The 13,832-nt window shown below is 73.6% G+C and carries 14 protein-coding genes; 3 read left to right on the top strand and 11 right to left on the bottom strand.

Annotated elements, in window-relative coordinates; genetic code table 11:
- The coding region (locus tag AC2CHG_RS24550; protein WP_484525662.1) for a GntR family transcriptional regulator at window positions 1–269 on the bottom strand (269 nt) is incomplete at its 3' end.
- 38 nt (window positions 270–307) lie between these two features.
- Here AC2CHG_RS24550 and AC2CHG_RS24545 point away from each other — a divergent pair.
- Both AC2CHG_RS24545 and leuE read left to right on the top strand, forming a co-directional pair.
- Window positions 308–1,555 (top strand): bifunctional pyridoxamine 5'-phosphate oxidase family protein/GNAT family N-acetyltransferase, encoded by a 1,248-nt coding sequence (locus AC2CHG_RS24545; protein ID WP_484525661.1) that lies wholly within the window; start codon window positions 308–310, stop codon window positions 1,553–1,555.
- The gene (leuE, locus tag AC2CHG_RS24540) at window positions 1,552–2,214 is read left to right on the top strand and encodes a leucine efflux protein LeuE (protein ID WP_120571072.1); all 663 of its coding nucleotides are present in this window, start codon (window positions 1,552–1,554) and stop codon (window positions 2,212–2,214) included. The genes AC2CHG_RS24545 and leuE overlap by 4 nt, the downstream gene beginning before the upstream one ends.
- A gap of 13 nt (window positions 2,215–2,227) precedes the next feature.
- Here the strand turns inward: leuE and AC2CHG_RS24535 are convergent, their stop codons facing one another.
- The 10 genes from AC2CHG_RS24535 to AC2CHG_RS24490 all read right to left on the bottom strand — a co-directional run bounded on the left by AC2CHG_RS24535 (window position 2,228) and on the right by AC2CHG_RS24490 (window position 12,474).
- The gene (locus AC2CHG_RS24535; RefSeq protein ID WP_355507024.1) at window positions 2,228–3,157 is read right to left on the bottom strand and encodes a sporulation protein; all 930 of its coding nucleotides are present in this window, start codon (window positions 3,155–3,157) and stop codon (window positions 2,228–2,230) included.
- Window positions 3,158–3,213: 56 nt separating this feature from the next.
- Entirely contained in the window at window positions 3,214–4,278 is a 1,065-nt protein-coding gene (locus tag AC2CHG_RS24530; protein ID WP_262013593.1) for a hemolysin family protein, read from the bottom strand.
- Window positions 4,275–5,630, bottom strand: coding sequence for a hemolysin family protein (locus tag AC2CHG_RS24525; RefSeq protein ID WP_262013594.1), 1,356 nt, complete (start codon window positions 5,628–5,630; stop codon window positions 4,275–4,277). The genes AC2CHG_RS24530 and AC2CHG_RS24525 overlap by 4 nt, the downstream gene beginning before the upstream one ends.
- Before the next feature lie 163 nt (window positions 5,631–5,793).
- A complete protein-coding gene (mnhG, locus tag AC2CHG_RS24520; RefSeq protein WP_262013595.1) occupies window positions 5,794–6,126 on the bottom strand; it encodes a monovalent cation/H(+) antiporter subunit G in 333 nt (110 codons plus the stop codon).
- Between the two features lie 61 nt (window positions 6,127–6,187).
- Window positions 6,188–6,451: an MrpF/PhaF family protein gene (locus AC2CHG_RS24515; protein ID WP_013284715.1), complete on the bottom strand. Its 264-nt coding sequence runs from the start codon at window positions 6,449–6,451 to the stop codon at window positions 6,188–6,190.
- Window positions 6,448–7,098 (bottom strand): Na+/H+ antiporter subunit E, encoded by a 651-nt coding sequence (locus AC2CHG_RS24510; protein ID WP_484525660.1) that lies wholly within the window; start codon window positions 7,096–7,098, stop codon window positions 6,448–6,450. The genes AC2CHG_RS24515 and AC2CHG_RS24510 overlap by 4 nt, the downstream gene beginning before the upstream one ends.
- The gene (locus AC2CHG_RS24505; protein ID WP_262013597.1) at window positions 7,095–8,600 is read right to left on the bottom strand and encodes a Na+/H+ antiporter subunit D; all 1,506 of its coding nucleotides are present in this window, start codon (window positions 8,598–8,600) and stop codon (window positions 7,095–7,097) included. The genes AC2CHG_RS24510 and AC2CHG_RS24505 overlap by 4 nt, the downstream gene beginning before the upstream one ends.
- Complete coding sequence (locus tag AC2CHG_RS24500; RefSeq protein ID WP_366620882.1) at window positions 8,597–9,079, bottom strand: Na(+)/H(+) antiporter subunit C; 483 nt, start codon at window positions 9,077–9,079, stop codon at window positions 8,597–8,599. The genes AC2CHG_RS24505 and AC2CHG_RS24500 overlap by 4 nt, the downstream gene beginning before the upstream one ends.
- A complete protein-coding gene (locus AC2CHG_RS24495; RefSeq protein ID WP_484525659.1) occupies window positions 9,076–11,910 on the bottom strand; it encodes a Na+/H+ antiporter subunit A in 2,835 nt (944 codons plus the stop codon). Before AC2CHG_RS24495 ends, AC2CHG_RS24500 begins: the two co-directional genes overlap by 4 nt.
- 240 nt (window positions 11,911–12,150) lie before the next feature.
- Entirely contained in the window at window positions 12,151–12,474 is a 324-nt protein-coding gene (locus AC2CHG_RS24490) for a hypothetical protein (protein ID WP_366621116.1), read from the bottom strand.
- A 177-nt stretch (window positions 12,475–12,651) separates the two neighbouring features.
- Here AC2CHG_RS24490 and AC2CHG_RS24485 point away from each other — a divergent pair.
- Window positions 12,652–13,832: DEAD/DEAH box helicase (locus AC2CHG_RS24485; protein WP_484525658.1), on the top strand; the 1,181-nt coding region annotated here is incomplete at its 3' end.

Below are 13,832 nucleotides of genomic sequence, written 5' to 3'. Positions count from 1 at the left end.
GGGGGCAGCAACGCGGCGCGGCGACCGGCGACCGGCGGGCGGGGGCGGACCCGGGTGCCGTGCCGGCCGGCGGTCGCCACCAGGCCGCGTTGCCGCAGTTCCTGGTACGCCTTCGCGACGGTGGCCGGGCTGACGTCCAGCTCGGCGGCGAGCGCACGGACGGCGGGCAGGGCGTCGCCGGGGGCGAGATCGCCGGTGCGGATGCCGGATTCGACGCTTGCCGAAATCGCGGCGGACGTCGAGCCGGTCACCTGATATTGTGCTGCCACAGTTCCGAGATTGTACTAGAACAAAGGTGGGATGTCACGTGTACGCCCCGACCGAACGCACCACCGCCACCCGCACCCGCGACCGGATGCACTACGACCGGGCCACCGCGCACGCGCTGCTCGACGAGGCGTACCACTGCGCGTTGTCGTTCACGGTGGACGGTGAGCCGCGCATCCTGCCGACCCTGCACGTGCGCATCGGCGACACCCTCTACCTGCACGGATCCACCGGCAGCCGGCCGCTGCTCGCCGCCCGGGGCGAGGCCGGGCTGAGGGTCTGCGTCGCCGTCACCCACCTCGACGGGCTGATCTACGCCCGCTCCCAGTTCCACCACAGCGCCAACTACCGGTCGGTGGTGGCGCACGGCACCGCCCACCTGGTCGACGACGCCGGCGAGAAGGCGGCGGTGCTGACCGCGCTGGTGGAGAAGGTCGCCGCCGGCCGGTCCGCCGACAGCCGCCCGCCGAACCGGCGCGAACTGGCCGAGACCGCCGTGCTGGCGCTGCCGCTGCGCGAGGTGTCGGTACGGATGCGCACCGGCGGCGTCAACGACGAGCCGGCCGACGAGGCGCTGCCGTACTGGGCCGGTGTGGTGCCGCTGCGGCTCACGCCCGGCCGGCCCGAACCCGCGCCCGGGGTGAGCGCGCCGGTGCCGGCGTACCTGCGCCCGGCCCGCTCGCCGTGGCACGAGCCGGCGGTGCTGCGCGGCGAGCACGTGGTGCTGGAGCCGCTCGACCTCGCCCACGCCGACGAGCTGTACGCCGCCACCGCCGACCCGCAGGTGTGGCGGCACCTGGGCGGTACGCAGCCGGCCGACGCCGCCGAGATGCGCCGGGTGGTCGCCGCCTACCTGGACGCCCAGGAACGCGGTGAGCAGGTGTGCTGGACGCAGCGCTGCGCCGTCACCGGCGCGGTGATCGGCACGACCTCCTACTACGAGATCGACCCGGTCCGCCGGTCGCTGGCGATCGGCTACACCTGGCTGGGCCGCCCCTGGTGGCGTACCGGCGTCAACACCGAGGCGAAGCTGCTGCTGCTGGGCCGGGCCTTCGACGACCTCGACGCCGTCCGCGTGGTCTGGCACACCGACATCCGCAACGACCGCTCGCAGCGGGCCATCGAACGGCTCGGCGCGAGCCGCGAGGGCGTGCTGCGGCAGCACAAGCAGCGTGCCGACGGCTCCTGGCGGGACACCGTGCAGTACTCGATGCTCGCGCAGGAGTGGCCGAACGCACAGGTCAGCCTGCGGGAAAGGCTTCGCCCGACGGCGGGCGCGGCGTCATGATGTCCGGCGTGCTGGGGATCACCGACATCTGGACGTACGTGCTGGGCACCGTGGCGATCGTGCTGCTGCCCGGCCCCAACTCGCTCTTCGTGCTGGCCACCGCCGCCCGCCGGGGCGTGGCCACCGGCTACCGGGCCGCCGCCGGGGTGTTCGTCGGCGACGCGGTGCTGATGGTGCTCTCCGCCGCCGGTGTGGCCTCGCTGCTCCAGGCGTATCCCCCGCTCTATCTGGTGATCAAGTACGCCGGGGCGGCGTACCTCGGGTATCTCGGGCTGGCCATGCTGCGCGGTGCGTGGCGGCGCTGGCGCGACCGCAACGACCCGGCCACGCCGCGCCTGATCGACGAGGTGGAGCCGGCGGAACAGCGGGAGCCGTTCCGCCGGGCGCTGGTGATCAGCCTGCTCAACCCGAAGGCGATCCTGTTCTTCGTCTCGTTCTTCATCCAGTTCGTCGACCCCGGGTACGCGTGGCCGGCGCTGTCGTTCCTGCTGCTCGGGCTGATCGCGCAGGTCGCCAGCGCGATCTACCTGACCGTGCTGATCTTCACCGGCACGTACCTGGCGGCCCAGTTCCGGCAGCGCCGCCGGCTCGCCGCGAGCGGCACGACTGCCGTCGCGGTGCTGTTCCTCGGCTTCAGTTTGAAGCTCGCCGCCGGCTGACCGGCGGCGCCGGTCAGGTGCCGTCGCCGCCTCCGCCACCGCCGCCGATGCCCGCGCCGCCGGCCGTACCCCCGAGGCCGTAACCGGGCGCGACCGGACGGTCGGGCGGGCGGCTGACGTGCGCCGACTCGCGGATCGTGGCCGACCAGTCGGCGTGTGCGGCGGCGGCCGCGTGCCTGTCGATGGCGTGCCGCAGCCAGCCGTCCACGGTGGCCACCCAGTCGCGCTCGTCGGCACCGGCGTGCCAGACCCGGAACCGGCTGATGCTCTGGTGGGTGATCCCGGCCAGGGAGAGCCGCCGGTCCAGCCAGAGCAGCACCTCCATGCCGGCCGAGTCGGTCAGCATGATCATTTCGAGTTCGGTCATCGGGCCGGCGTAGAGCGGGGCGGCCCAGAAGCCGTACCACTGCTGGAACGGCAGCGTCTGCTCCACCCCCGGCAGCCGTCCCTCGCGCAGCCCGGCCTGCCGGATCGCGAAGCCGAGCGTGTCCAGCGCGGCGAGCACGTGCTCCTGGGTGGGCAGCGGGTGGATCAGCACCGGCACCATCGCGCCCTGGTCCACCTCCGGATCCACCGACACCTCGGTGCGCAGCCCGGTACGCAGGCTCAGCAACGGCACCCCGCCGTACGTGGTCACCGGCGACTCCCATGGCAGCGGCACGGCGAACTCGACGGCCCGCCGCCGTCCGGCCGGCACCACGAACCGTCCCGCGATCGTCCACGTCTGGAACTGCACCAGGCGGCGCGGCGCCTCCGGGTCCTCCGGTTCGACCTGGGTGACCAGGCCGAGCCGGATGTGCCGGACCGGCACGTCCGACCCGCCGGCGGCGAGCGTCACCCGGCCCGGCAGGCGCAGGCCCGGCCGGGTGCTCGGGTTGGGCAGCGTGGTGCTCACCGAGAGCCCGGTCCAGGCGGAGTCCCGCGACACGCCGGTCAACCGCATGCCGGGGCTTTCCCGCTGCCCGCCCGGCCATGCCCCGCCGGTACGGATCACGACGGTCAGCGCATCCGGCGGCCTCGCGGCACCGGGTCGGTCTCGTCGTCGAACTCGCCGATGACCTCCTCCAGGAGGTCCTCCAGCGCGACGAACCCGATCGGCCGGGTCGGCCCGCCACCGTTGCTCACCAGCGCGAGCTGCGCCTGCCGTGCCCGCATGGCGGCCACCGCCTCGGTCACCGACGCCTCGGCCGGCAGCGTGAAGGCGCTGGTCATCAGCTCCTCCGCGGTCGCCGGGCGGCCGGTGGTGACGGCGCGCACCGCCTCGCGTACGTGCACCAGGCCGCACACCTCACCACCGGTGTCGACCACGGCGAGCCGGGACCGGCCGCTGTCGCGGGAGACGTGCTCGATCCGCTCGGCGGTCTCACTCCGGCCCACCGTGACGATCCGGTCGAACGGCTCCATCACCTGGGCGACCGTGGTGCCCTGGAGTTCCAGCATGCTGGTCAGCAGCTGGTGCTGCTCGGCGCCGAGCAGCCCGTGTTCCCGGGACTGCTCCAGCAGGATGCGCAGCTCGTCCGGGCCGTGCACCTGGGCGAGCTGGTCCTGCTGCTGCACCCCGAACAGGCGCAGCATCGCGTTCGCGAGCCCGTTGAGCAGGGACAGCACGGGCCGGGCGATCCGGGCGAACGCCCGGAACGGCAGCGCCAGCAGCATCGCCGACCGCTCCGCGTCGGTGATCGCCCACGACTTCGGGGCCATCTCGCCGACCACCAGGTGCAGGAACGTCACGAGCGACAGCGCGAACACCAGCGCCACCACGTGGCTGACCGCCTCGGGCAGGCCGACCGCGTGCAGCAGCGGGCTGAGCAGGTGCTCGATGGCCGGTTCGGCCAGCGCGCCCAGACCCAGCGTGCACAGCGTGATGCCGAGCTGCGCGCCGGCCAGCATCAGACTCAGCTCGCGGACGCCGTCCAGCGCCGCGCGGGCCGCCCGGCCGCCACCGGCGGCCGCCTGTTCGAGGCGGTACCGCTTGGAGGCGACGAGCGCGAACTCGGCGGCCACGAAGAACCCGTTGAGCGCCAGCAGCACCACGGAGAAGAACAACGCGAATCCGGGGCTCATGCGGAACCCTCCCCGGACACCGAGGCGGCGGGCCGCAGCCGCACCGAGTCGGCCACGTGCCGGTCCACCGCCAGCACCTCGACCAGCACCCGCGGGCCGCCGGCCGGCTCGTCGCCGTCCGCGGCGACCGGGATCTCCAGCCGGTCACCGACCTCGGGCACCCGGCCCAGCTCCCGCATCACCAGCCCGGAGAGCGTGTCGTACTCGGGCGCCTCGGGCAGTTCGATGCCGGTGCTGTCGGCGACCTCGTCGATGCGCCAGCGCGCCGGGACCACCCAGGAGCCGTCCTCCTGCCGCGCCGCGGCCCGGTCCGGCGGGTCGTCCTCGTCGCGGATCGGCCCGACCAGTTCCTCGGCCAGGTCCTCCAGCGTGATCACGCCGGCGAAGCCGCCGTACTCGTCGACCACGCAGGCGAGTTGCCGGTGCCCGGACCGCAGGCGGTCCAGCACCGTCGGCAGCGGCAGCGTCTCGGGCACCAGCAACGGGGGTACGGCCACCGCGTCGACCCGAGTGGTCGCGCGCTGCGCCGGGGGCACCCCGAGCACGTCGGCGATGCCGACCACGCCGACCAGGTCGTCGACGCCCTCGGCGCCGCTCACCGGGAACCGGGAGTGGCCGGTGTCCAGCAGCTCGACGATCCGGCTGACCGGCTCGTCGGCCCGGATGGTGTGCACGTCGACGCGCGGCACCATCGCCTCCCCGGCGGTCAGCTCCCGGAAGTCCAGACCCCGGTCCAGCAGGTCGGACATCTCGGCGTCGAGGTGCCCCTCCTCCCGGGACTCGGCGATGATCTGTTCCAGGTCCTGCGGGGTGGCGCCGCTGGGCAGCTCCTCGATCGGCTCGATGCCGATGCGGCGGAGCAGCCGTACGGCGGCCCGGTCGAACAGCGTGATCAGCGGACCGGCGATCTTCAGGTAGATCAGGGTGGACCGGGACAGCGCCCGGGCGAGCGGCACGGCCCGCGCGATGGCCAGGTTCTTCGGGGCCAGCTCACCCAGGACCATCTGCACGACGGTGGCGATGACCAGGGCGAGCGCCACCGACAACGGCAGCGTGACCGCGCTGGACAGCCCGGCCAGGCCGAGCAGGTCGGCCAGCCCGGCGCCGAGGAACGGCTCGGCGACGTAACCGACGAGCAGGGCGGTCACGGTGATGCCGAGCTGGGCGCCGGACAGCATGAAGGAGAGCCGCCCGGTCACCTCCAGGGCCCGGGCCGCGGCACGGTCGCCACCGTCGGCGAGCTGCTTGAGCTTGCCACGGTCCACGGCGACGTAACCGAACTCCTGGGCCACGAAGTAACCGGTGGCGGCGGTGAGGACGGTGATGAGAAGGAGACCGACGAGGATCAACACGGGAGGTTCAGGGCTCCCGGGGTCGTCGGGGAGGGAATTCGCCGGGTATTACCCGGCCGGCTACTGCTGCCCTCCGGGGCAGGAGAGTCGATCATGCGGCCCATTTTATCGGTACCCGCTGGACGTTCGCTGAGGGTGCCGGGAAGCCTCCCGCACGTCCGGTTCAGCGTCCGGCCAGCTCGTCGGCGTCCAGCAGCGTCCGGTCGACCCGCCCGGAGCGGTACGCGGCCCGGCCGATCATCTGCGCGGCCACCGGCGCGGTGGAGAGCTGGAAGATCGCCACCAGGACCAGCATGCCCAGGTCCGACGGGGTGCGCAGACGCAGCGCCAGCCCGGCCAGCAACAGCAGGACGCCCAGCACCTGCGGCTTGGTGGCCGCGTGCATCCGGTCCAGCACGTCCGGGAAGCGCACCAGCCCGATGCCGGCGACCAGGGCCAGCACCGCACCGGCGAGCAGCAGCACCCCACCCACCCAGTCCGCGACCGCGCCGGCCATCAGGCTGAGCCTCCTTTCGTTCGCGACTGCGGGGCTCGCAAAACCAGCTCACTCCTCGCGCTCACGCTTCAGCCCGGACCGCGAAGCGCACCAGCGACACCGACCCGATGAAGCCGAGCAGCGAGAGCACCACCAGCACGGGCAGCGTGGTGGCGTGCCGGTTCACGGCGGCCTCCGCCCCCACCGCGGCGAGCATCGCCGACAGCAGCAGGTCGGCGCCGACGACCCGGTCGAGCAGGGACGGGCCCCGGTAGATCCGGGCCAGGGCGAGCAGCGCGGTGGCCGAGAGCAGCACGGTCAACGCGACGGCGAGCAGGACTGTCACGGGTGGTTCCTCCGTTCGTCGGGTGCGAGGTCGAGCCGGCGTACCTCGTCGGGAGATCCGATGGCGCGGACGATGCGCCGTTCGACGGCGAGCACGCGCTCGCGGCTGCCGGTGATGTCCTCGGGTCCGCGCACGTCGAGCACGTGCACGTAGAGCACGCCCGCGGCCCGGTCGACGTCGAGGATCAGCGTGCCCGGCACCAGCGAGATCACCTCGGCGGTGAGCGCGAGGTTGAGGTCGGTGCGCACCCGCAGCGGCACCGCGATGATCGCGCCGCGCGGGCGGTAGCCGAGACGCAGCGCCACGGCTGCCACGTGCACGCTGGCGCTGACCAGTTCCGCGACGAACGTCGCCGCGAACACCAGCAGCGCGCGGGGGCGCAACCGGCCGCCGAAGGTGACCGGCGGCAGCGGGAAGAACAGCAGCACGGCCACGCCGACCACCAGTCCGGCGATCACGTTGCCCAGGGAGACGTCGCCCCACAGCAGCAGCCAGGCGGCGACCAGCCAGCCGAGTGCCAGCGCCTGGTCCCGCCGCCGCCCGCCCCGCCCGACGGTCGGCGTCGGAGCGTCCGGGGCGGGCGCCGCACGGGGTACGCCGGCGGGCTCACCGGTCGCACCCCCGCCCGGGGGCAGGTCGTCGGTCACGGCACGTCCCGGGGCAGGACCGCCCGCACGTACGGGGTGCGCTCGCGCAGGTCGGTGGCCGCGTCGGCGGTGACCTGGAACAGCGGCCCGGCCACCAACGTGAACAGCACACCGAGCGCGACCAGGGCGGTGGTGGCCCCGACCATCAGTCCGGGCAGCCGGGCCGGCGGGGTGGTGGTGGCCAGCCGGGGCTCCCGCCAGAACGCGATGTTCCACACCCGGGAGGCCGCGTAGAGCGTGAGCAGGCTGGTCAGCGTGCCGGCCGCGACCAGCACCGTGGGCAGCGTCCCGCCCGCTGCGACGCCCGCCTGGAGCAGCCCGAGCTTGCCGAGGAAGCCGGAGAACGGCGGAATGCCGGCGAGGTTCATCGCGGGGACGAAGAAGAGCACGCCGAGCATCGGGGCGATCCGGGCCAGGCCGCCGATGCGGCGCAGGTCGGTGCTGCCCGCGCGTTCCTCGACCAGGCCGGCGACCAGGAACAGCGTGGTCTGGATGGTGATGTGGTGCACCACGTAGAAGATCGCCCCGGACAGGCCGGCGACGGTGCTCAGCGCCACCCCGAAGATCATGTAGCCGATGTGGCTGACCAGCGTGAAGGACAGCAGCCGCTTCAGGTCCGACTGGGCCACCGCGCCGAGGATGCCGACCACCATGGTCAGCCCGGCCACCACCATCAGCAACGTGGCGACCTGGCCGCCGGGGAACAGCAGCGTCTCGGTGCGGATGATCGCGTACACGCCGACCTTCGTGAGCAGGCCGGCGAAGACCGCCGTCACCGGCGCGGGCGCGGTCGGGTAGCTGTCCGGCAGCCACGCCGACAGCGGGAACACCGCCGCCTTGATCCCGAACGCGAGCAGCAGCATCAGTTGCAGGGTCAGGCGTACGCCCGACGGCAGCGCGTCCAGCCGACCGGCGAGCTGGGCCATGTTCAGCGTGCCGGTGGCCGCGTACACCAGCCCGACGGCGGACAGGAACAGCAGCGACGACAGGATGCTGACCACCACGTACGTCGATCCGGTCCGCAACCGCACCTCGGTGCCGCCCAGCGTGATCAGCACGAAGCTCGCGGCCAGCAGGATCTCGAAGCCGACGAACAGGTTGAACAGGTCCCCGGCCAGGAAGGCGTTCGTCACGCCCGCGGTGAGCACCAGGTACGTGGGGTGGTAGATGTTCACCGGCGCGGTCTCCCCGGTCTCCCCCCGGCCCTGGCCGATCGAGTAGAGCAGGACGCACAGCGTCACCGCCGAGGAGACGAGCACCATCAGCGCCGCCAGCTGGTCGGCGACCAGCACGATGCCCACCGGCGCCGGCCAGCCGCCCACCTGCACCACCACCGGCCCGAACCGGTACGCCTGCACCAGCAGCACCGCCGCCACCACCAGGACGCTGGACAGGCAGAGGACGCTTATCGACCGCTGCAGGCGGGGCCGGCCGGACAGCACGAGGGTGAGCGCCGCGCCGAGCAGCGGCACCACCACCGGCAGCGGCACCAGGGCGCTCATTGGGCTTCCCCGTCCCGGCGCAACCGCCGGCGGGCCGGCTCCGGGTCCACCTGCTCCGGGTCGTCGTCCGGGCCCTCACCGCCGAGGTCCGCGGTGGACACCTCGTTGCTCTCGGCGAGCCGGACGATCTGCCGGTCCTCCAGGTCGTCCTGCACCTCGTCGTCGCCGCTGGTGTACCAGCTCCGGTACGCGACAGCGAGCAGGAACGCGGTCAGCCCGAACGTGATCACCACGGCGGTGAGCACCATGGCCTGCGGCAGCGCGTCGCTCATCTCCCGCTGCGAGGCGGTACCGACCAGCGGAGCGGCGCCGGACCGCCCACCGAGCAGGATGAGCAGGTTCACGCCGTTGCCGAGCAGGATGATGCCGAGCAGGATCCGGGTCAGGCTGCGTTCCAGCAGCAGCGTGACACCGGCGGCGACGAGCACCCCGACCGCCAGCACCAGCACCAGCGTCGGCCCGGCCGCACCCCGCGTCATGACTGGCCCTCGCGCTGGATGACCAGGCCGCGCCCCGCCTCGCCCGCCGCCTCCACGTGCCGGTCCACCTCGGCGCCGAGGCTGCGCAGGATGTCCAGCACCAGCCCGACCACCACCAGGTAGACGCCGATGTCGAAGAACAGCGACGTGACCAGGTAGAAGTCACCGATCAGCGGTAGCCACAGGTTGACCTTGATGCTCTGGAGCACCTCGCCGGTGAGCGCCAGGCCGAGCACGCCGCTGCCGACCGAGATGCCCAGACCCGCGCCGAGCACCGTGCCGGCCCCGACCGGCGCCGCCTCGGCCAGCTCGTACCGGCCGCCGGCCAGGTACCGCAGGGCCAGCGCGAGGCCGGCCACGAGCCCGCCGGCGAAGCCGCCACCGGGGGCGTTGTGCCCGGAGAAGAGCAGGAACAGCGAGAAGATCAGGACGGTGTGGAAGATCAGCCGGGTGACCACCTCGAACACGATCGACCGCCGCCGTTCCGGCAGCGTCTGCCCACCGCGCAGCCACACCGTGCGCCGGTCGCCGGCGCGCAGTGCGGCCGGTGGGGGACGGCGGGGACGCGGCCCGGTGCGGGACCGCTCGTAGATCAGGCTGGCCACGCCGGTCGCGGTGACCACGAGCACCGAGATCTCCCCCATCGTGTCCCAGGCCCGGATGTCGACCAGCGTCACGTTCACGACGTTGCGGCCGTACCCCTCGATCAGGGCCAGGTCCGGGAAGTCGGCGGAGATCGACGCCGCTCGCCGCGCCCCGGCCGCGGCCAGCGCCAGACCGGCCATCACCACACCGGTGGCGATCCCGATGCCGCGGCGGACCCAGCGGCTGCGGCGCAGCGGACGGGCCGAGAACCGCTCCGGCAGCCGACGCAGCACCAGCACGAACACGGCGATCGTCGCGGTCTCCACCAGGAACTGGGTCAGTGCCACGTCCGGCGCGCCGTAGAGGACGAACATCATCGCGGTGCCGTAGCCGGTCACGCCGACGAGCAGCATCGCGGTGAGCCGGCGGCGCGCGCCGACCGCGAGCAGCGCGGCCACCGCGATCACCACGCAGACCACGAGCTGGGCCGGGTTGTCCCAGGTCGCCAGGTCGACCCGCCACGGCGCGGTCGCGATCATCGCCCCGCCCGGCACGAACACCAGCACGAGCAGCACGGTGCCGAGGTACTGCGGCAACGACCCGCGCTGGGTGGCGCCGGTGACCTCGATGGCAAGCCGGTCGAAGGCGTGCGTCACCCACTCGTACCCCTGGTTGCCACCCACCGGCGAGCGCAGCCGGGCCAGCGCGGGCGCCAGCGGGCCGCGGGCCAGGTGCAGCACCACACCGCCGGCCAGCACGAGGGCGGACAGGCCGAGCGCCGCCGTGGGGCCGTGCCAGAGCGCCAGGTGCTCCTCGACCGGCCCGAACAGCTCGGCGTACGGCTCGAACAGGCCGCTCAGCCACCCGGCCGCCGGGCCGGCGGCGAGCCCGGCCACGGCGAGCAGCGCCGGGGGTACGAGCATCGCGGCGGGCGGCCGGGCCAGCTCGGTGTCCGGCGTGCCGGGCCGGGTGCCGAACGCGCCCCAGAGGAACCGGATGCTGTACGCGACGGTGAGCGCGCTGCCCACCACCAGCACGGTCAGCACCAGCGGATCACCGGTGAACGCGGCGAGCGCCGCCTCCTTCCCGACGAACCCGAGCAGCGGCGGCACCCCGGCCATCGAGGCGGCGGCCAGCGTGGCGACGACGGCCAGCACCGGCGCGGTCCGCCTGATCCCGGACAGCTCCCGCAGGTCACGGGTGCCGGCCTCGTGGTCGAGGATGCCGACGACGAGGAACAGCGCCGCCTTGAACAGGGCGTGTGCCGCCAGCATCGCCACCCCGGCCAGCGCCGCCTTCGAGGTGCCCGCACCGAACACCACTGTCAGCAGACCGAGCTGGCTGACCGTCCCGTACGCCAGCAGCAGCTTCAGGTCGGTCTGCCGCAGCGCCGCCCACCCGCCGATGACGAGCGTGACCAGCCCGGCGACCACGGTGACCGGTCGCCACCCGTCGACCGGGGCGAGCACCGGGCCGAGCAGTCCGATGAGGAAGATGCCGGCCTTCACCATCGCCGCCGCGTGCAGGTACGCGCTCACCGGCGTCGGGGCAGCCATCGCCACCGGCAGCCAGGCGTTGAACGGGAACACCGCGGACTTCGCCAGTGCCCCGGCGAGGATGAGCAGCACCGCGACGACCAGGTACCCGCCGCCGGGCAGCGGCGCCGAGGCCACCGCCGACCACCGGTAGCCGCCGGCGTGGTGGCCGAGCAGCAGGAACCCGACGAGCATGGCGAGCCCGCCCAGCGTGGTCACTGTCAGCGCCTGCGCGGCGGCCCACCGGCTGGACCGGCGCTCGGTGCTGTGCCCGATGAGCAGGTACGAGAAGACGGTGGTCAGTTCCCAGAAGACGTAGAGCAGCAGCAGGTCGTCGGAGACGACGAGGCCGAGCATCGCCCCGGCGAAGGCGACCATGACGGCGGCGAACCGGGCCAGCCCGATGGACCCGGGCGGGAAGTAGCGGGCGGAGTAGACCAGCACGAGCGCGCCGACGCCGCCGACGAGCAGCAGCATCAGCCAGGACAACGTCGTGACGCGCAGCGCCACGTCGAGCTGGAGCTGCGAGATCCACTGGTACGTCTCGACCACTTCGCCGCCGTCGCGTACCGCTCCGGTGTGCGCCGCCGCCCAGACCGCTGTGGCGGCCGGGGCGAGCGCGAGCAGCAGGCAGGCGCGCGGACCCCACCGGCGGACCAGCAGCGGGGCGAGCAGCGCCGCCACCAGGTGCACGATCAGCAGGACGAGCACACGTACTCCCGGTCGAGATGACAGCGCGCGAACACGCTGGTGTCACAACCGATCACACGCCACAGAGGCACCGAACCGGGCGGTTTTCCCCAAAACCCACCCTTACCCCACCCGGCGTGCAGCCGCCCCATCGCCCGGTGATCAAGGAGTTCGTGTCCGGGAACACGCCGGAACCCGCCGCGAACTCCTTGATCACCGGGGTGGTTGGGGTGCGAGGAGGGGGCGGGTGGGAGGGGGCGGTCAGGGGGTGGGGCCGGGGGTGGCCAGCTGGTGGGCGGCCCGGTCCACCGCGCGCTGGGCGGCGGCCAGGGAACGCAGCGGCAGCCGGGCGTCCCGGCTCTCCCGGCGCTGGACGAAGTAGTGCACGGCGGCCCGGACCCGGGCACGGTCGGCGGCGCTGGACCGGGTGGTCGCCAGGATCATCTCGCGCAGCCGCGCGGCGAGTTCCTCGGCCAGCTCCAGATCAGGACCGTGCAGCCCGGCGCGGAGCGCCACCAGTCGACTGTCGACCTTGCGGATGAGCACGTCGGTTCCGGACCCCCGGCCTCGTTCCTCGACGGTCATCCACGCCTCCACCCCACGCCGCATCGCGAGTGAAGTTACTTTATGTTGCAGCCCACAAGCAAGCAGTTAAGTAAGACTTAACGGAATAATCGCCCATTCCATTCTTCGACTGCCGCCCGCGGGACGGAACGGTCCGGCGGCGGGCCGGTTGTCACACCCGCGCGGCAGGATGGGTGCGTGGCGGACGAGGTGGCCCGGTCAGGCGGGTCGGGCAGGTCGGGCGGGGTGCTGGCGGAGTTCGGCGCGGCGACCCGGGAGTGGTTCACCGCGGCGTTCGCCGCGCCCACCCCGGCCCAGGAGGGCGCCTGGCGCTCGGTCGCCGCCGCCCGCAACGCGCTCGTCGTCGCGCCGACCGGCTCCGGCAAGACGCTCGCGGCGTTCCTCTGGTCGCTCGACCGGCTCGCCAAGGAGCCACCGCCGGCCGATCCCCGGCGCCGCTGCCGGGTGCTCTACGTGAGCCCGCTCAAGGCGCTCGCCGTCGACGTGGAACGCAACCTGCGCGCCCCGCTCACCGGCATCCGCCAGGCCGCCTCCCGGCTCGGCCTGGTCCCGCCGGACGTCACCGTCGGGATGCGGACCGGCGACACCCCGGCCGACGAGCGCCGGGCCTTCGCCCGCACCCCGCCGGACATCCTCATCACCACACCCGAGTCGCTGTTCCTGCTGCTCACCTCCGCCGCCCGCGACTCGCTGCGCGGCGTCGACACGGTCATCGTGGACGAGGTGCACGCGGTCGCCGGCACCAAGCGCGGCGCGCACCTGGCGCTGTCCCTGGAACGCCTCGACGCGCTGCTGGAGCGACCGGCGCAACGGATCGGGCTGTCCGCCACCGTCCGGCCGATCGACGTGTGCGCCCGCTTCCTCGGCGGCGCGCGCCCGGTCGACGTGGTGCAGCCGCCGTCGAACAAGACCATCGAGGTCAGCGTCCAGGTCCCGGTGGAGGACATGACGCGCCTCGACGAGCAGGAGCCACCCGAGGACGATCTCGGCGGCCTCGCGCCCCGCCGCCCCTCCATCTGGCCGGCGGTCGAGGAACGCGTGTTCGCGCTGATCCGCGCGCACCGGTCCACGATCGTGTTCACCAACTCCCGGCGTAGCGCCGAACGCCTCTGCGCCCGCCTCAACGAGCTGGCCGCCGAGGAGATCGAGGCGGCGTCCGGCCCGGAGGGCGGTCGCGTGGCCCGGGGCGGGGAGCCGGTGCGCGTATCCGATCTGCTGCCCGGCGTCGACGGCCCGCCGGCCGGCGACGAGGCCGGGCTCGACGACGCCGACGGGCTCGGCCCGGTGTCCGGCGGCGGGCCGGCCGACGGGAGCCGGGCCCGGCGCGGGGCGGAGGCGTTCGGCGGGCCGGTGGGGCC

It is taken from the genome of Micromonospora sp. ATLC20, from assembly GCF_057196585.1.
The sequence above is the reverse complement of the archived record's forward strand: the minus strand, read 5'-3'. Positions and strand labels throughout refer to the sequence as shown.

Bases quoted from the DNA above. Each gene is read 5' to 3' on its own strand.
- AC2CHG_RS24530 (WP_262013593.1), bottom strand. From the start codon at position 4,278: ATGAGCCCCGGATTCGCGTTGTTCTTCTCCGTGGTGCTGCTGGCGCTC.
- AC2CHG_RS24535 (WP_355507024.1), bottom strand. From the start codon at position 3,157: ATGCGGTTGACCGGCGTGTCGCGGGACTCCGCCTGGACCGGGCTCTCG.
- leuE (WP_120571072.1), top strand. From the start codon at position 1,552: ATGATGTCCGGCGTGCTGGGGATCACCGACATCTGGACGTACGTGCTG.
- AC2CHG_RS24500 (WP_366620882.1), bottom strand. From the start codon at position 9,079: ATGACGCGGGGTGCGGCCGGGCCGACGCTGGTGCTGGTGCTGGCGGTC.
- AC2CHG_RS24490 (WP_366621116.1), bottom strand. From the start codon at position 12,474: ATGACCGTCGAGGAACGAGGCCGGGGGTCCGGAACCGACGTGCTCATC.
- mnhG (WP_262013595.1), bottom strand. From the start codon at position 6,126: ATGGCCGGCGCGGTCGCGGACTGGGTGGGTGGGGTGCTGCTGCTCGCC.
- AC2CHG_RS24505 (WP_262013597.1), bottom strand. From the start codon at position 8,600: ATGAGCGCCCTGGTGCCGCTGCCGGTGGTGGTGCCGCTGCTCGGCGCG.